Genomic DNA, 16,233 nt, shown 5'->3' on the forward strand with positions numbered 1-16,233 from the left:
CCGGCCCGTCGAACGCCCCCGCCGGTGACGACCGGCGGGGGCGTTCCCCTTGCCGCCGGTGGGCCGGCCCGTGGTCGGTCAGGCCGGTGTTTTCGTGACCGACTCCAGCCATGCGAAGGCGTCGTCCTGCATGCGCGCCGGGAAGGCGTGTCCGACGTCCGGCCAGGTCTCGGTGCGCAACCGGTCGGCGGCGCCCCGGGACCGCCAGACGGCACGCAGCCTCGCGTACGCGGTGCGGACGCCCTCGGCGGTGAACAGGTGATCCTCTGCGCCGCCGAGGAACAGCATCGGCCTGGGCGCGGCGATGCTCGCCACGTCGGGGATGTCGAGGTGCCGGGCGAGGCCGGGGTGGAGCATGTGGAAGGCCGACTGCCCGCGCAGCGAGTTGTTGCCGGGCACCAGCATCTCCTTCAGGCCGGTCATCCAGCACACACTCACCGCGGCGGCGACGTGGTCGCTGAGGGCGGCGGTCTGCCAGGCGCGGTAGCCGCCCAGGGAGAAGCCGACGGCCGCGATCCGGCGGGCGTCCACGCGGTCGAGGGAGGCCAGGAAGCCGGCGGCGCGCTCGTCCTCGCGGGCCAGGAGCCCGGCGAGGGAACTGCCGAGGTGGAAGAGGTTGCCGGCCAGGGCCTGTTGCCGGGTGTAGGTGAGCGGTTCGCGGTCGCCCCACCCCAGGGCGTCCGCGCAGAACACCACGTACCCGCGCCGGGCCAGTTCGTCGCCGAGGAAGCGCCCGTCGAAGTGCCGGCCGGCCCACTCCTGGGCGGCGGCGAGCCGGGTGCCGTCGTACCAGGGCCGGACCACCTTCTCCTTGCCGATGTCGAACCGGGAGCCGTGGTCGTGCAGGAGCAGGACGGCCGGGAAGGGCCCTCTCCCGTGCGGGGTGAGCAGGGCGCCGCGGACCCGCGCGTAGCGGGTGAGGGAGAGGGTGACCAGTTCCCGCGTGTATCCGTCGCCGTCCGAGCGGGCGGCGAACTCCGGGGCGTACGGCGTGGTGTCCTGCCGGTCGACGAGCAGGTGTTCCTCGACCGTCGCACGGGCCGCCCGCCGCCACGCCTCGAAGTCCTTGACCGGCGAGGTGCCCCAGGCCAGCGGGAAGGTCAGTTCGTCCTTGAGCGCCGGATGGAAGCCCGGCAGCGCGCGGGCCGGGTCGTCGGGCAGGTCACCGGAGACGTCACCGACGGCGGGCATACGGCCGCCAGTCGCCGAGGTACGCCTCCCGGGTGTGCGAAGCGGCCTCGGCGCGGGTGAGCCGGGGCCGGTTCTCGGGGACGGTGACGGCGGCGCCGGGGCCGGTGTTGCGGTACTCGCTGAAGCGCTGCTCCTGCCAGGGGTGCGCGTCCCGCATGTCGGCGTAGGGCTGGGCCGCGTCGATGCCCGCGCCGAGGTGGGTCTCGCGCACGGTGAGCATCGGGCGGGCGGTGGTGTCGGAGCTGGGCACCCAGGGGCGGGCCAGCTTGTAGTAGCCGTCGGGGGCCTCGCTGCTGATCCGGCCGCGGGTGACGAGGTAGCCGCGCGGGTTGGCGCCCGCCGTGGACGGGGCGAACACGAAGCCGTGGGGGGCGCCGGACAGGTCGGTGCGGACCAGGGTGCGGAAGTGGCAGCGTTCGTACACGGCGGTCGCCCGGCCGAAGACGAAGTCGACGTCGCCCTCGGCGTAGCAGTGGGTGTAGTACTGGCGGGCGAAGTGGCCGAGGTCGCGGGTGTCGGCGTACAGGGTGTCCTGGTGGCCGAGGAAGCGGCAGTGGTGGAAGGCCGAGCGGTCGCCCTGGACCTTGATGGCGACGGCCTGGGTGCCGGTGACGCCGGGGTGGTCGGCGCGCAGCCAGTCGTTGGCGAAGGTGATCCGGTGGGCGGTGAAGCCGTCGGCCCGCACGGTGGTGGTGGCGGAGCCGCTGGTGCCCAAGGTGCCGGAGCCGTCCGGTCTGGGGGTGCCGGCCGCGTTGTGGTAAACGATGACGGTGTCGCGCGGGTCGGCGGAGGCGCCGATCCAGGTCGCCCCGGTGCGGCCGGCGTCGACGGAGACCGTCTCGCGGTAGGTGCCGGGCGCGAGGACGAGCGTCCATCCGTCGCCCTCGGCGGCGGTCACGGCGGCCTGGACGGAGGTGAAGTCGCCGCGGCCGTGCGGGTCGACGTACAGGGTCTTCGGGGTGCGGCGGGCGGCCGGTGAGCCGTACCTGCCGAAGGGGCGCGGGCGTGGCCGGGTGCCGGCGACGGCGGGGCCGGCCGCGAGACCGAGGGCGGCGCCCGCGCCGGCGGTCGTCAGGAGGAAGCCTCTGCGGGACAGGGCGGGTCGGTGCATGCCGGTGCTCCTATCGGGGTGCGGGGCGAGGGCCGGGGCGGTGCGGGCGCCCCGGCCCTCGGTTCGAGGGGCGTCAGCGCAGGCGGCCGGCGCCCGCGCCGTGGTCGACGACGAAGGGGACCGCCCAGGCCGGGAGGACCTTGGTGCGCAGGGTGGGCGTCCAGCCCGCGCCGGAGCGCAGGGGCGTGTCCGGGTTCTCCGCGTTGTGCGCGGCGATCAGGTCGACGGGGCGGCCGTTGACGCGGTTGTGCGCGGCGGTGACCGGCGAGTCGTTCCAGCGCTTCAGCACCTTCGCGGGGCTGACACCGCGCGGCAGGGTGAAGGCGTTGTGCTCGGCGACGAGCTGGGACTCCTTGCCGACACCGAAGCTGTAGGCGTAGTCCTCGCCCGCCACGAAGTGGTTGTTGTAGACGTCGACCTGTCCGAACCGCACCCGGGGCGCCCGCTCGACGAGGCCCTTGAACAGGTTGTGGTGGAAGGTCGCCCTCAGGTGCCCGCGGTCACCGGCGGCGGTGGACTCGCTGTCGCTGTTGCCGATCAGGATCGTCTTGTCGTGCTCGGTGAAGACGTTCCAGGAGGCGGTGACGTGGTCGGCGCCCTTCACGATGTCGAGCTGGCCGTCGTGCTGCTGGTACAGCATGCCGAAGTAGGTGGGCGCCTCGCTGTCGGGGTGCTCGCCGTCGGTGAAGGTGTTGTGGTCCAGCCAGACGTGCGTCGACCCGTGGACGACGGCGCTGTCGTACTCGGAGTTCCAGTTGCCCTTGTCACCGTCGGTGGGGTCCCACTGCGGGAAGCAGTCCACGGGGCTCTCGAGCGTCAGGTTGCGGACGATGACGTTGTCCACGCCCTTGATCTGCAGGCTGGCGCCCTTGATCCCGGCGTTCCGCCCGACGCCGATGATCGTGGTGTCGGAGGGGATGTCCGCCTTGATCGCCTGGTCCTGCCGGGCGGCGGAGGCGCGGCGCAGGCCCTCGGGGCTGGCGTCGGGCTCGTCGCTCAGGTCGGTCTCCGTGCCCCAGCTCTCGGGGGCGTACTTCTCCAGGTAGGCGTCGAAGTCGTAGCCGGGCGCGGCGAAGGCCTCGCAGCCCTCGGAGACGGCGTCGATCGTGCCCTTCACCTTGATGATCCGCGGGGCGCCGCCGTCGGCGTCGAGCGCGGCCTTGAACTCGGCCCAGGTGGAGACGGTGTACACGTGCTCCGCGTCGGCGGCGGACCCGCCGGTGGTGCCGGGGCCGTGGGAGGCCCAGCCGTCGTTCGCCGGCAGGGTCTGCCGGGCGGTGTCGCGGGGGTGGTGGTGGCCGGGGCGGGCCTGGGCGGTGGCGGCGGTCAGGGTCAGCACGAGGGCGGTGCAGCCGGCGAGCGCGACCGCCCGCTTCGTGGCATGCCCATGCCATCTCCGTGTGCTCATGGTGCGGCTCTCCCTTTGGTCGGGGGTCTGGGTGGTGTTACGCGGTGGCCGGTGCCGGCCAGGTGATCCAGGACTCGGGGATCTCCTCGTCCAGCCGGCGCACGTCGCGGCGCGCCAGCACCCGCGTGCGCGGCAGCTCCCGCGCGACGAGCCGGGCGACCGCGATCGCGCCGGGCGGGTTGAAGTGGGTGTTGTCCTGCTCGGTGGCGGTCCAGTTGAAGTACGCCTTGGTCCCCTCCACACCGAGCCGCTGCCACAGGGCGAGCGACAGCGCCTGTACGTCGAGCAGCGCCACGCCCTCCCGGCGGGCGAGCGCCCGCATGGCCGCCGGGTACTCCCCGTGGCTGGGCACCGCGTCGCCCTCGGCGTCGAACCGCCGCCGCTCGACGGGCGTGACCAGCACCGGCCGCGCCCCGCGGGCCCGCGCCCCGTCGACGTACAGCCGCAGGTAGTCCTGGTACGTCGTCCAGGGCTCGGTGTGGCGGGTGGGGTCCGCTTCCTTCTCGTCGTTGTGCGCGAACTGGACGAGGAGGAGGTCCCCGGGCCGGATCGCTTCGAGGACGGCGCCGAGCCGTCCCTCGTCCACGAAGCTCTTGGAACTGCGCCCGTTCACGGCGTGGTTGGAGACGCCGAGGTCCTTGCCGAGGAAGAACGGCAGTGCCATGCCCCACCCCGTCTCGGGCGCGGCGTCGGCGTACTTCCGCGCGGCGGTGGAGTCGCCGGCGATGTGGAGGGTGCGGTGACGGCGTCCGCCGGCCCGGGCGGTGCCGGTGGCGGCGAACGTCAGGGGCAGGGCACAGACGGCGGCGACGGTGGCCTGTCTTCGGGTGACGGACACGCTGGCACACCTTTCGACGGAGGTGGGTTCAGGGGCCGGGCGGGGGCGGCCCGCATCCCGCGGACCACGGGCCGCCCCACGGCGGATCCAGGTACGGCTAGCCCATCTGCTCGGTCCACTCGGCCTGCGCCTCGTTCAGCTTCTCGGCCAGGTCGTCCAGGAAGTCCTTCGCGCTCATCCCGCCGAGCAGCACCTTCTGGAACTGCGGCTCGCTCTCCGACTTGGACAGCGTGTTCCAGTCCGGCAGGTAGTACGGCAGCTGGACGATGGTCGTGGACCCGTCGTTCAGCGCCTCGGCCGCGAGCTTGGTGGGCTCGGCCTTCTGGATCCACGCGTCCTTCGCGGCCTCCGTGTTGGACGGGACCTGTCCGGCCGACTCGTTGAACTTCGAGTTCTGCTCGGGCGCGGTCGCGAACTCGATGAACTTCCAGGCGGCCTCCTTGTTCTTGGAGCTCTTGAACACGCCGAGCCCGTCGACCGGGTTGGACACCTGCACGCGCTTGCCGGAGGAGCCGACCGGCTGCGGGATGCCGCGGAACTTCTCGACGCCGAGCGCCTTCACGTGGTCCTGGTAGGAGCCCAGGTTGTGGTTCACCATGCCGATCGTGCCGGTGTCCCACTGGGCGGTCATCTTGGCGAAGTCGTTGTTGACGTCGGCGGCCGGGGTGACCTTCTTGTAGAGGGCCGCGTACTTCTCCAGCGCCTCGACGTTCTTCGGGTCGTTGACGGTGGTCTTCTTCTTGCCGGCGTCCCAGAACGAGGTGATGCCGGACTGCCCGTACATCGCGTCGAGGGCCTGGGCGATGGAGCCGGAGCCGCCGCGGATGGTGTAGCCGAACTCGTTCTTGTCCTCGTCGGTGAGCTTCTCGGCCGCCTCGTAGAACTTGTCCCACGTCGTCGGCGCGTCCAGGCCGGCCTTCTCGAACAGGTCGGTGCGGTAGTAGAGGACGCCGTTGTTCGCGGAGGTCGGCACCGAGTACAGCGTGCCGTCGCCGCCGCCGGCCGCGCTCAGGGACTCGACCATGTCCTCGTTGAGCTTGCCGCTCAGGGAGGACTTGGCGAGCCGGTCGTCCAGCGGCTCCAGGGCGTTCTGGGCCGAGAACCCGGCGAGCATCGCCGCGCCGACACCGCCGACGTCCGGCAGGCCGCCGCCCTGGATGGCGGTGTCGACCTTGGACTGGTACTCGGTGGCGGCGATCCCGACGTACTCCACGTCGATGTCCGGGTTCGCCTTCTCGAACGCGGCGATGATCTCCTTCCAGACGGCCGTACGGATACCGCCGTTGTTGTCCCAGAAGGTGATCTTCCCCTTGCCGCTGCCCTCGGCGCCCTTGTCGCCGCCCGCCCCGCTGCCGTCGTCACCACAGGCGGTGGCGGTCAGCGCGAGCACGGCCCCCAGGGCGATGGCGGCGGAGGTCCGGCGCCCGCCTGCGCTTCTGCTGCTGCGATTGCTGATCTTCATTGGTCGGCTCTCTTCTTCTGGATCCAACAGAGGGGTGAACGGAGCGGTGAACGGGCTGAACACGTGGGGGGGGTCAGTGGGCGGTTCAGTGGTTCAGTGGGTGGCTCAGTGGGTGCCGGGCTGCTTCCTCGGTCCGGAGAAGCGCTCGACCGGTGCCGGAACGGCCGCCGCCGGGTCGAGCCGGTGGTCGTAGAAGTCACCCGGTTCGAAGGCGTCGCCCCAGGCGTCGTGCCGGCCGGTGGTGTCCTTCGGGACCGGTCCGCGCTGCACCGGTTCCGCGGTGGCGTCCGCCTGGTACGGGTGCCGGACCCCGTCGCAGTAGCTGTTCTCGATGACCATCCGCGTCGCGCCGCGCGCCCGGTTCCCGTACGTCCACGGCGGGCCGCCGTCGGCCACCTGGCCGGAGAGGTGGTTGTCGTACAGGTGCGCGTAGGCGCGGTTGTCGGCGGACGGGTCGCGCTGCCTGATGTCCGAGCCGAAGGGCGCCGCGGTGATCGAGCCCGCCATCCGGACGACGTACGGCTCCCTCGCCGCCGCGTACTTCGCCGGCGCGGCCCGGTCGGTGACGGTGACGACCTCGCCGCCCGCGCCGCCGGCGAGGGAGGCGAAGCCGTGCGCCCGGCCGGGGGCGCCAGGTGGCCCCTTCTCCGCGGCCGGGGCGGCCTGTGCCTCCCCGACCGTCCCGAGGGCGAGGGCGGCGACCAGACCGACGGCGGCCGGCGTCCTGCCGGCCCCGGACTTCAGCGAGCGCTTGCTACGGAGGTGCGTCATTGCGTCTCCCACAGGCGTACGGACAGGTCGGTTACAGCGGTCCGATCCGGAACCGCGTGAAGGTGGCGTCGCCGGCCTGCCCCTGACCGTCGGGCGCGAGCGCGAACAGGCCGAGCTGGGCGCCGATCCAGCCCCACGGGACGGCGGCGAAGACCTGGCCGGTGGGGCGCGGGCCGTCACCGAGGTCGTAGGAGAAGCGGCAGCGTGCCCCGGGGCCGGCCTCGATCCGCAGCCGGACCCGTCCCTCCGGCGCGGGGCGGGGACGGTCGGCGTCCCGCTCGGCCCGGGCGACGGACTCGGCGACGGACTCGGCGAACCGGTGCACCAGCTCCACCGTCCCGTCGGCGCCGCGCTCAAGGCCGATCCACCGGTAGGCGTCGCCGAGCACCGCGAGCCCGGCCCGCGCGCCCGGCTCCTCGCCGTCGAGGCGGAGCTCCACCTCGACGACCGCCGGGTCGCCGGGCAGCCGCTGGGTGAGCACGTTCGGCAGCTTGCGCAGGTCGTGCGCGTCGGCCGAGCGTACGCAGGCGAGCCGCAGCCCGTCCCCGGAGTGCTGGGGGGCCCAGCCGTCGCGGGGGTTGGCCGCCCACGACCACTGGCGGCCGAAGCGTCCGCCGGGAAAGTCGTCGTCGGTCGCGGGCGCGGCGGGCGGCTGCGGCGGCAGGGCGGGGCGCGCGTGCTCGGCGACCGGGGCGCCGTCGTCGCCCAGCACCGGCCAGCCTCCCCCACTCTCGGCTCCGCTCGAGCGGGAGGTGCCCCCAGTGCCCCACGTCATCGGCTGGAGGTGGACCACCCTCCCGTACGCCCCGCGGTCCTGGAAGTGCAGGAACCAGTCCTCGCCGGACGCCGTGCGCACCCAGCCGCCCTGGTGGGGGCCGTTGACGTCGGTGTCCTTCTGTTCGAGGACGACCTTCTCCTCGTACGGCCCGAAGAAGCCGCGGGAGCGGAAGGCGCCCTGCCAGCCGGTCTCCACGCTCCCGGCGGGTGCCAGGATCCAGAACCAGCCGTCGTGCCGGTAGAGCTTGGGTCCCTCCAGGGTGAACCAGCCGGGGAGGTGGTCGCCGTCGACGATCACCTTTCCCTCGTCGAGGAGTCCGGTGCCGTCGGGGCGCATGCGGTGGCCGGTGAGACGGTTCTTGATCCCGGAGCGGGACCTGGCCCAGGCGTGCGCGAGGTAGGCCTCGCCACTGTCCTCGTCCCACAGGGGGCAGGGGTCGATCAGGCCCTTGCCGGCCTTCACCAGGTGGGGCGCGGTCCACGGGCCCCGGACGTCGGGGGCGTTGACCTGGAAGATCCCGTGGTCGGGGTCGCCCCAGAAGATCCAGAAGCGGCCCGCGTGGTGGCGCAGGGACGGGGCCCAGACACCGCGGTCCTGGTGGGGCGTCGCGTACGCATGAGCCGGTTCCAGGCGGGGCAGGGCGTGCCCGACCAGGCTCCAGTTGACCAGGTCGCGGGAGTGCAGGAGCGGCAGGCCGGGGGCGCGGCCGAAGCTGGAGGCGGTCAGGTAGAAGTCGTCGCCGACGCGGACGACGTCCGGGTCGGACCAGTCGGCGTTCAGGACGGGATTGGTGTACGTCTCCGCGATCTCGGGGGTCACGTGCTCACCGCCTTTCGTACGAGGGTGGTGGCGCCTTCGGTGTCGAGGCGGCCGTCGGCCACGACGGTGACGATCCGGCGGACGACGGTGTCGCCGGGGGCGATCGCCAGCCGTTCGTCGGGTGCCAGGGAGGAACCGACGCCCGGGTACTCCCCGGTGCGGACGAACCACGGGTCGCGCCGGGTCCGCTCCGTGGCCCCGGCGAACACCAGCGACCAGGTGTCGCCGGTCAGGGCGAGCCAGTCGGCTCGGGTGCCGTGGACCTCCTGTTCGCCCTCGCGGTCGGCGGTGAAGACCCGGGGCGCCGTGCTCTCCTTGCGGGCGCGCCAGAAGAAGCCGCCGTAGGCCGCGCCGGGGCGTCCGTTGGTGGCGGGGCTGCCGATGGTGAGCGGGCCCGGGGTGATGTTGGTGAGGGAGAAGGTGAAGTCCAGCGCCCAGGCGGTGGTGGCGGGGCCCGTGGCGGTGGGCCGGGCGGCGGTGAGTTCGGTGGCGGCGACGGTGCGGCGCTCGCGCAGCAGCTCGGTGCCGGCGGCGACCCAGCGCAGTTCCTCGACGAAGCCGTCGGGGTCGCGGAGCTGGAAGGCGGTGTGCCGCTGGGCGCCGTGGTTGTCGAGCTCGGTCGGCCCCTGGTCGCGGACGTAGGTGCGCCCGCCCCAGAAGTTGTGGCCCTCGACGTCGGGAACGGCGACACCGACGCCGAGGTGATGGAGGTGGTCGGCAGGGCTGAACTCGGTCACGGCCGTGCCGGCCAGGGTGGTGACGGGGTGCAGACAGGGCCGCGGGGAGAGCCGGTCCGGCAGTTCGGGCCGGGTGACGTACCGGCCGACGGGGCGGCCCGCCACGCGCAGTACCAGGTCGTTGCCGGTCATCGGGTGCTCACCTCGTATCGCGGGTGCTCGGTGCGCGGCGCCCAGGGCGCGCCCAGTTCGGAGTAGAGGCAGAGGGTGTCGGCGGCGGCGGCCACGAGGCCGTCGATGCCGGGGACCACGCGCCGCCCCTCGCCGGGGACGTGGCGCCAGGCCGCGGCGGGCAGCCGGTCGGGGTCGGGGGCCCGGCGGATCGCCTCCACGACCCGCATGAAGGCGCCCGTCTCGTCCGGCGGGACCAGCAGCGCGGCGCCGGTGGTGAGGTGCGCGACCAGGTTCTCCAGCAGGTCGGTCCGCCCGTGGTGGTACTCCTCGGGGCCGTGGCCGCCGCGCTGGAGCAGGACGCGGTCCTGCTTGTACCAGAAGGTGATGCGGCCGCTGCTGCCGTGCAGCAGGACGTACGGCTCGTCGGCCCGCTCGGCGCACAGGGTCGCGGCGACGGTGACCCGGTGCCCGCGCGCGGTGGTGATCCGCACGCAGGAGGTGTCGTCGGCCTCGATGTCGTTGGCGTGGCTCAGCTCGGTCTCGATGCCGGTGACGTCCTCGGCGCGGGTGCTGTCACCGAGGGCGAGGGCGGTGGCGACGGCGTGCGCGAGGGGGTTGGTCAGCGCGCCGTCGATCACGTCGGCGCCGTTCAGCCGCCGCCGGCCCGACCAGGGCGCCCGGCGGAAGTAGGCCTCGTCGCGCACCCAGGCACCGGCCCCGCCGATGCCCGTCACCTCGCCGACCGCGCCCGAGGCGACCAGCTCGCGGATGGCGGGCACGGCGTGCGAGCCCATCGACTGGAACCCGACCTGGCAGGCGACGCCGGCCTCGGCGACCCCGTCGGCCATCCGGCGGAACTCGGCGTACGACGGCGCCGGTGGCTTCTCGAGCAGCAGGTGCACGCCCCGGCGGGCGGCGGTCAGCGCGAGGTCGGCGTGGGTGGGGATCGGCGTGCAGATCACGGCGATCCGGGCGCCGGTGGAATCGAGCAGGGCGCCGAAGTCGGCGGACTGCTCGGGGATCTCCCCGCCGGCCTCCTGTTCGGTGAGCGGCGTCAGCTCGCAGACGCCGGCCAGCCGGACCAGTCCCGCCCGCTCCAGGCGGCGGATGTTGGCGACGTGCCAGCGGCCGTGGCCGCGGGCACCGGCGAGGACGACGGGAATCCGGCTCATCCCTTCACCGCCCCCGCGCTGAAGCCGGTGATCAGCCACTTCTGGATGAAGGCGAAGACGATCACCACGGGCACGGCCGCGATGATGCCGCCGGCGGCGAGCGCGCCGAGGTCGACGCTGTCCGCGCTCATCAGGGTGTTGAGGCCGACCGGGATGGTCTGCTTGTCCTGGTTGTTGAGGAACATCAGGGCGAACAGGAAGTGGTTCCAGGAGTGCACGAAGGCGAAGGAGCCGACGGCGATCAGGCCGGGTCGCAGCAGGGGCAGGACGACGACCAGGAAGGCCCGCATCCGTCCGCAGCCGTCAACCCAGGCGGCCTCCTCGAGGGTGTACGGCACGTTCTTGATGAAGTTGCTGATCAGGATGATCGACAGCGGCAGCTGGAAGACCGTCTCGGCGATGATGACGCTGCCGAGGGAGTTGATCAGCTGGAGCTCGGCGAAGATCTCGAAGAGCGGGACCAGCAGCAGTGCGCCGGGCACGAACTGGGAACAGAGCAGAGCGAGCATGAAGACCCGCTTGACCTTGAAGTCGAACCGGGCGAGGGCGTAGCCGCCGGCCAGGGCGACGAGCGTGGTCATGAACAGGGTCGCGAGCCCGACGTACACGCTGTTCTCGAAGTAGGTGCCGAAGCTCCGGTCGGTCCAGACCTTCTCGAAGTGCTCGAAGGTCATGGGCCAGGGCACGAGCGAGGTCGAGCCGGCCGGGCGCAGCGCGAAGAGCAGGATCCAGTAGAACGGGATCAGGGTGAAGACGAGGTAGATGCCGAGCGGCAGGTAGATCTGCCAGCGGGGGACCTCGTCCCAGGCGGGGCGGCGCTTCTTCGCCGGCCGCGGCGGTTCGTGGTCGGCCCGCGCGGGCACGGGGGCGGGCGCGGTGGCCTCCTTGGTGATCACTTGTTCTCGCCTCCGAACTTGCTCAGCCGCAGGTAGACGATCGAGCAGAAGAGCAGGATCACGAACGCGACCGTGGTGAGGGCCGACGCGTAACCGAAGTCGTGGGCGTCGACGCTGGTGTTGGCTATGTACAGCGGCAGTGTGGTGGTCGCTCCCGCCGGTCCGCCGCCGGTCAGGGTGTAGAGCAGGTCCACGTTGTTGAACTCCCACACCGCGCGCAGCAGCGTGGAGAGGATGATGGCGTCCTTCAGGTGCGGCAGCGTGATGTGCCAGAACTGCTTGAAGCGGCTCGCCCCGTCGACCTCGGCGGCCTCGTACAGGTCCTTCGAGACGGACTGGAGGTCGGCGAGGATGAGGATCGCGAAGAAGGGGACACCGCGCCACAGGTCGGCGACGACCACCGCGGAGAACACGGTCGAGGTGTCCGACAGCCAGCTGGTGCCGTAGTCGCCGATGCCCATGTCGGCGAGGTAACGGGTGATGCCGGTCTGGGAGTTGTAGAGCAGCACCCAGATCGCGGAGGTCAGCACACCGGAGACGGCCCACGGGGAGAAGACCAGGGCGCGCCCGATGCCCCGGCCCACGAACGTCTGGTTGACGATGAGCGCCAGTGCCAGACCGAAGAGCAGTTGCAGTCCGACCTCGACGAAGACCCACTTGGCGCTGAAGACCAGGGTGTCCCAGAAGATGGGGTCGTCGGTGAAGATCTTGACGAAGTTGTCGAAGCCCGCGTAGCCGTTCCGCCACGGCTTGGTGGGGTTGTACTCCTGCAGGCTGTAGTAGAAGACGCTGATGACCGGGTAGGCGATGAAGCCCAGCATCAGCAGGGCGGCCGGTCCGATCAGCAGGTACGGGAGCCTGCGCGGCGTCGCGGAGGCACGGCGCCGCCGGGGTGGCGTGGGCGGTTTCGCCACGGCTGCGGCTTGGGCCATGACAGTTCTCCGTTCTGGTGCGTCGTGCATGGGTCTTGCGTGTGCTTGCGGCTGTCTTGCGCGTCTCTTGCGTGGGTTGGGCGTCCGTTGTACGTGGATCTTGCGGGAAGCGCTTTCTGCACGGGCAGAGGTGTGCGCGGGTCCGCCGGCGGTTCAGCCGGCGTACGGGTCGCGCACCTTGCCCGGGCGGGCCAGGAACTCGAAGTCGCAGCCGGTGTCGGCCTGGGTGATCTGTTCGTTGTAGAGCGCGCCGTAGCCGCGCTCGTACCGCGCGGGCGGCGGCGTCCACCGCGCCCTGCGGCGCTCCAGCTCCTCGTCGTCCACGCCCAGCTGGAGGGAGCGGGCCTCGACGTCGAGGGTGATCGAGTCGCCCGTGCGGACCAGGGCCAGCGGCCCGCCGACATACGACTCGGGCGCCACGTGCAGCACGCACGCGCCGTAACTCGTGCCGCTCATCCGGGCGTCGGAGATCCGGACCATGTCCCGGACGCCCTGCTTGAGCAGGTGGTCGGGGATGGGCAGCATCCCGTACTCGGGCATGCCCGGGCCGCCCTTGGGGCCGGCGCCCCGCAGCACCAGCACGCTGTCGGCGGTGATGTTCAGGTCCGGGTCGTTGATGGTGCGCTGCATCGTCCGGTAGTCGTCGAAGACGACCGCGGGGCCGGTGTGCTTGAGCAGGTGCGGTTCGGCGGCGATGTGCTTGATGACGGCGCCGTCGGGACAGAGGTTGCCGCGCAGGACGGCGACCCCGCCCTCGGCCGCGACCGGGTTGTCACGGGTCCGGATGACGTCGTCGTCGTGGACGAGGGCGCCGTCCAGCTGCTCGCGCATGGTGTCGTGCGAGACGGTGGGCCGGTCCAGGTGGAGCAGGTCCGGGATGCGGGAGAGGAAGCCGGGCAGGCCGCCGGCGAAGTGGAAGTCCTCCATCAGGTACGTCTGTCCGCCGGGGCGGACGTTGGCCAGCACCGGCACCGTGCGCGCGACGCGGTCGAAGTCGTCGAGGGTGAGGGTGACGCCCGCGCGGCCCGCCATGGCGATCAGGTGGATGACCGCGTTGGTGGAGCCGCCGAGTCCGAGGACCGTGGTGACGGCGTCCGCGAAGGCGTCCGCGGTGAGGATGTCGCTCAGCTTGCGGTCCTTGTGGACCAGTTCGACGATGCGCAGGCCCGCCGCCGCCGCCATCCGGTCGTGACCGGAGTCGACGGCCGGGATGCTGGAGGCGCCCGGGACCGTGACGCCGAGGGCCTCGGCGGCGGCGGTCAGCGTGGACGCCGTACCCATGGTCATGCAGTGGCCGGGCGAACGCGCCAGACCGCTCTCCAGCTCCTGCATCTCGCAGTCGCCGATGAGGCCGGCCCGCTTGTCGTCCCAGTACTTCCACATGTCGGTGCCGGAGCCGAGGGTCTCGCCGCGCCAGTGACCGGGGAGCATCGGCCCGGCGGGCACGAAGACGGCGGGCAGGTCGGCGCTGGCGGCGCCCATGAGCAGCGCGGGCGTGGACTTGTCGCAGCCGCCCATCAGGACGGCGCCGTCGACCGGGTAGGAGCGCAGCAGCTCCTCGGTCTCCATGGCGAGCAGGTTGCGGTAGAGCATCGGGGTCGGCTTCTGGAAGGTCTCGCTGAGCGTGGAGACCGGGAACTCCAGCGGGAAGCCGCCCGCCTGCCAGACGCCCCGCTTGACCGCCTGGGCGCGGTCGCGCAGGTGGACGTGGCAGGGGTTGATGTCGGACCAGGTGTTGAGGATCGCGATGACCGGCTTGCCGAGGTGCTCCTCGGGCAGGTAGCCGAGCTGGCGGGTGCGGGCGCGGTGGCTGAAGGAGCGCAGGCCGTCGGTGCCGTACCACTGGTGGCTGCGGAGGTCCTCGGGGCGCTTGCGACCGGGCTCGCCCGGTGTGCCCGGGGTGCCTGTTGCTCCGGTTGTGCCTGTGGTGCCTGTGGTGCCTGTCATATCGACCACCCCGCGGCGATGGCGGCGACCTCGGCGCGCTCGCTCTCGGGCAGCGGCTTGCTCGGCGGGCGGACCTCCCTGCGGCACAGGCCCAGCGAGGCGAGGGCCTCCTTGACCACGGTGACGTTGTTGGCGGAGCCGTTGGCGGCGCGCAGTTCCTCGAAGCGGCGGATCTGCTCCCAGACCTTCATGGCGGCCGTGTAGTCGCCGGCCCGGAGCGCTTCGATCATGTTCAGCGAGACGGCCGGGGCGACGTTCACCAGCCCCGAGGTGAAGCCGGTGGCGCCCGCGGAGAAGTACGAGGGCGCGTACGGCTCGGCCAGCCCCGCGACCCACACGAAGCGGTCGAGGCCCGCGTCGCGGGCGAAGGCGGCGAACTTGGCCGCGTCCGGGACGGCGTACTTCACGCCGATGACGTTGGGGCAGGAGTCGGCGAGTTCGGCGAGGCGGGCACCGGTGAGCTGGGGGTTGCGGATGTAGGGGACGACGCCCAGCGCGGGCACGGCCTCGGCGATGGCGCGGTGGTAGTCGACCCAGCCGCCCTGGGAGACGTAGGGGTGGACGGGCTGGTGGACCATCACCATGGAGGCGCCCAGGTCGCGGGCGTGCCGGGCGGAGGCGACCGCCGTCGGCACGTCGTGGCCGACGCCCACCAGGATGGCCGCGCGGTCGCCGGCCTCCTCGATCGTCAGCTCGGTGACGAGGCTGCGCTCGGCCGGGGACAGGGCGTAGAACTCGCCGGTGTTGCCGTTGGGGGTGAGGGTCGTGATGCCACCGTCGAGGAGACGACGCAGCAGGGCCCGGTAGGTGGCGGGGTCGACGGAGCCGTCCTCGGCGAACGGGGTCACCGGGATCGCCACCACGTCGGCCAGGGCCGCCCGCTGGGACTCGAACGTCGCTGTCATGCCTGACCGTCCTCTTCCTGGGCCTGTGCTCCCGTTTCCGGGAAGGCCCGCTCGACGAACGACGCGATGTGCGCGTACAGGGCGCGGGCCGCGCCGTCCGCGTCACCGGCGAGGGCGAGGCGCAGGATCTCCTGGTGCTCGCCGGCCTCCCGCTCCCAGGAGGGGTCGGCGGCCCAGGCGACCGCGGAGACGAGCGCCGCCTGGTCGCGGACCTCGTCGAGCATGCGGCCGAGCAGCGGGTTGCCGCACGGCACGTACAGCGCGCGGTGGAACTCCCGGTTGGCCAGGGACCGTTCGGCCGTGTCCGTGGCCCGGTCGGCCCGGGCCAGCGCGTCCCGGGCGGCGTCCAGGGAGGCCTCGCGGCGCACCGCGCGCCTGAGCGCCTCGGGCTCCAGGAGCAACCGCACGTCGTAGACCTCGCGCGCCATGTCCGCGTCCACCATGCGCACCGTGACGCCCTTGTACTGGCTCATCACGACCAGTCCGGTACCGGCCAGCGTCTTGAGCGCCTCGCGCACCGGTGTCTTGGACACCCCGAACTGTGCGGCGAGGTCGGTCTCGACCAGGGCCTGGCCTGGCGTCAGCCGGCCGGTGAGGATGCGGCGTTTGATCTCCTCCAGCACGTACTGCGTGCGGGAGGGGATCGGCGTGGGCACAGAGGTCATGCGCGCCTCTCGAAATCTCGCGTCGGATGCGCGGACCCCGGACATCCGGTCTCTGATCCGATCTGATCGATCTCGGATCTCGGGCTCGGATATCTGATCTCGCGTATCGCGTCTCATATATGACGTACGGAGTACGACGCGTTGAAGGTAAGAGGGGCGCGGGGCCACGTCAATGCTTTGGACAAAGGAAGTCCGGGCTTCTTGCCGGAGGGAGCCGGGACTCCCCGCCGGACCGGTGGCCGGCTCCGTCGGGAGGCGCACCGATCGCGGCCGCGAAACCCGTCGGCCTCCGAGGAGGCGTACAGGGCGCCTGCCCGACGCCGGCCCCCATGCCTCAGGGCCACGATGACCAGGCATGACGGGAAGAACGACAAACACGGAAATGGCGACGCGAAGGCCCTGGCACGTAGCCCACGTCCTGCGCGACCGCAACGCGGTCCTGTATCTCGCCGGGGTGCTGGTGTCCGGCTTCGGTCCTCGGCGCTGT

The 16,233-nt window shown here is 72.2% G+C and carries 14 protein-coding genes; all 14 read right to left on the reverse strand.

Going from position 1 to position 16,233, the window contains the following annotated elements:
* Nucleotides 1–78 precede the first annotated feature (78 nt).
* The 14 genes from ACH4NX_RS29180 to ACH4NX_RS29245 all read right to left on the reverse strand — a co-directional run bounded on the left by ACH4NX_RS29180 (nucleotide 79) and on the right by ACH4NX_RS29245 (nucleotide 15,746).
* Nucleotides 79–1,191 carry a dienelactone hydrolase family protein gene (locus ACH4NX_RS29180; protein WP_398129391.1) on the reverse strand — a complete coding sequence of 371 codons (1,113 nt, stop codon included), beginning with the start codon at nucleotides 1,189–1,191 and terminating at the stop codon, nucleotides 79–81.
* On the reverse strand, nucleotides 1,175–2,302 hold the full coding sequence (locus ACH4NX_RS29185; RefSeq protein ID WP_351401511.1) for a pectinesterase family protein: 1,128 nt from the start codon (nucleotides 2,300–2,302) through the stop codon (nucleotides 1,175–1,177). The genes ACH4NX_RS29180 and ACH4NX_RS29185 overlap by 17 nt, the downstream gene beginning before the upstream one ends.
* A 73-nt stretch (nucleotides 2,303–2,375) precedes the next feature.
* Nucleotides 2,376–3,710 (reverse strand): polysaccharide lyase family 1 protein, encoded by a 1,335-nt coding sequence (locus tag ACH4NX_RS29190; RefSeq protein ID WP_398129392.1) that lies wholly within the window; start codon nucleotides 3,708–3,710, stop codon nucleotides 2,376–2,378.
* Nucleotides 3,711–3,747: 37 nt separating this feature from the next.
* A complete protein-coding gene (locus ACH4NX_RS29195) occupies nucleotides 3,748–4,548 on the reverse strand; it encodes a rhamnogalacturonan acetylesterase (RefSeq protein WP_398129393.1) in 801 nt (266 codons plus the stop codon).
* A 97-nt stretch (nucleotides 4,549–4,645) separates the two neighbouring features.
* Nucleotides 4,646–6,010, reverse strand: coding sequence for a sugar ABC transporter substrate-binding protein (locus tag ACH4NX_RS29200; protein ID WP_351401518.1), 1,365 nt, complete (start codon nucleotides 6,008–6,010; stop codon nucleotides 4,646–4,648).
* Between the two features lie 105 nt (nucleotides 6,011–6,115).
* Nucleotides 6,116–6,781, reverse strand: coding sequence for a hypothetical protein (locus ACH4NX_RS29205; RefSeq protein WP_398129394.1), 666 nt, complete (start codon nucleotides 6,779–6,781; stop codon nucleotides 6,116–6,118).
* A 31-nt stretch (nucleotides 6,782–6,812) separates the two neighbouring features.
* Nucleotides 6,813–8,378 carry a family 43 glycosylhydrolase gene (locus tag ACH4NX_RS29210; RefSeq protein ID WP_398129395.1) on the reverse strand — a complete coding sequence of 522 codons (1,566 nt, stop codon included), beginning with the start codon at nucleotides 8,376–8,378 and terminating at the stop codon, nucleotides 6,813–6,815.
* On the reverse strand, nucleotides 8,375–9,247 hold the full coding sequence (locus ACH4NX_RS29215; RefSeq protein ID WP_351401524.1) for a PmoA family protein: 873 nt from the start codon (nucleotides 9,245–9,247) through the stop codon (nucleotides 8,375–8,377). Before ACH4NX_RS29215 ends, ACH4NX_RS29210 begins: the two co-directional genes overlap by 4 nt.
* Nucleotides 9,244–10,401, reverse strand: coding sequence for a Gfo/Idh/MocA family oxidoreductase (locus ACH4NX_RS29220; RefSeq protein WP_351401526.1), 1,158 nt, complete (start codon nucleotides 10,399–10,401; stop codon nucleotides 9,244–9,246). The genes ACH4NX_RS29215 and ACH4NX_RS29220 overlap by 4 nt, the downstream gene beginning before the upstream one ends.
* Nucleotides 10,398–11,297 (reverse strand): carbohydrate ABC transporter permease, encoded by a 900-nt coding sequence (locus ACH4NX_RS29225; protein WP_398129396.1) that lies wholly within the window; start codon nucleotides 11,295–11,297, stop codon nucleotides 10,398–10,400. Before ACH4NX_RS29225 ends, ACH4NX_RS29220 begins: the two co-directional genes overlap by 4 nt.
* Nucleotides 11,294–12,229: a sugar ABC transporter permease gene (locus ACH4NX_RS29230; RefSeq protein ID WP_279565832.1), complete on the reverse strand. Its 936-nt coding sequence runs from the start codon at nucleotides 12,227–12,229 to the stop codon at nucleotides 11,294–11,296. The genes ACH4NX_RS29225 and ACH4NX_RS29230 overlap by 4 nt, the downstream gene beginning before the upstream one ends.
* 153 nt (nucleotides 12,230–12,382) lie before the next feature.
* The gene (gene araD, locus ACH4NX_RS29235; RefSeq protein ID WP_398129397.1) at nucleotides 12,383–14,176 is read right to left on the reverse strand and encodes an L-arabinonate dehydratase; all 1,794 of its coding nucleotides are present in this window, start codon (nucleotides 14,174–14,176) and stop codon (nucleotides 12,383–12,385) included.
* Nucleotides 14,173–15,081, reverse strand: coding sequence for a dihydrodipicolinate synthase family protein (locus ACH4NX_RS29240; RefSeq protein ID WP_351401531.1), 909 nt, complete (start codon nucleotides 15,079–15,081; stop codon nucleotides 14,173–14,175). Before ACH4NX_RS29240 ends, araD begins: the two co-directional genes overlap by 4 nt.
* On the reverse strand, nucleotides 15,078–15,746 hold the full coding sequence (locus ACH4NX_RS29245; protein ID WP_351401534.1) for a GntR family transcriptional regulator: 669 nt from the start codon (nucleotides 15,744–15,746) through the stop codon (nucleotides 15,078–15,080). The genes ACH4NX_RS29240 and ACH4NX_RS29245 overlap by 4 nt, the downstream gene beginning before the upstream one ends.
* Nucleotides 15,747–16,233: the final 487 nt, after the last annotated feature.

The sequence above is a fragment of the Streptomyces sp. NPDC017225 genome (assembly GCF_044331465.1).
Lineage (GTDB): Bacteria > Actinomycetota > Actinomycetes > Streptomycetales > Streptomycetaceae > Streptomyces.

Excerpts from the sequence above, each read along its gene's own strand:
- ACH4NX_RS29205 (WP_398129394.1), bottom strand. The coding sequence starts at position 6,781 with ATGACGCACCTCCGTAGCAAGCGCTCGCTGAAGTCCGGGGCCGGCAGG.
- ACH4NX_RS29245 (WP_351401534.1), bottom strand. The coding sequence starts at position 15,746 with ATGACCTCTGTGCCCACGCCGATCCCCTCCCGCACGCAGTACGTGCTG.
- ACH4NX_RS29220 (WP_351401526.1), bottom strand. The coding sequence starts at position 10,401 with ATGAGCCGGATTCCCGTCGTCCTCGCCGGTGCCCGCGGCCACGGCCGC.
- ACH4NX_RS29185 (WP_351401511.1), bottom strand. The coding sequence starts at position 2,302 with ATGCACCGACCCGCCCTGTCCCGCAGAGGCTTCCTCCTGACGACCGCC.
- ACH4NX_RS29200 (WP_351401518.1), bottom strand. The coding sequence starts at position 6,010 with ATGAAGATCAGCAATCGCAGCAGCAGAAGCGCAGGCGGGCGCCGGACC.
- ACH4NX_RS29240 (WP_351401531.1), bottom strand. The coding sequence starts at position 15,081 with ATGACAGCGACGTTCGAGTCCCAGCGGGCGGCCCTGGCCGACGTGGTG.
- ACH4NX_RS29180 (WP_398129391.1), bottom strand. The coding sequence starts at position 1,191 with ATGCCCGCCGTCGGTGACGTCTCCGGTGACCTGCCCGACGACCCGGCC.
- ACH4NX_RS29215 (WP_351401524.1), bottom strand. The coding sequence starts at position 9,247 with ATGACCGGCAACGACCTGGTACTGCGCGTGGCGGGCCGCCCCGTCGGC.
- ACH4NX_RS29190 (WP_398129392.1), bottom strand. The coding sequence starts at position 3,710 with ATGAGCACACGGAGATGGCATGGGCATGCCACGAAGCGGGCGGTCGCG.
- araD (WP_398129397.1), bottom strand. The coding sequence starts at position 14,176 with ATGACAGGCACCACAGGCACCACAGGCACAACCGGAGCAACAGGCACC.
- ACH4NX_RS29230 (WP_279565832.1), bottom strand. The coding sequence starts at position 12,229 with ATGGCCCAAGCCGCAGCCGTGGCGAAACCGCCCACGCCACCCCGGCGG.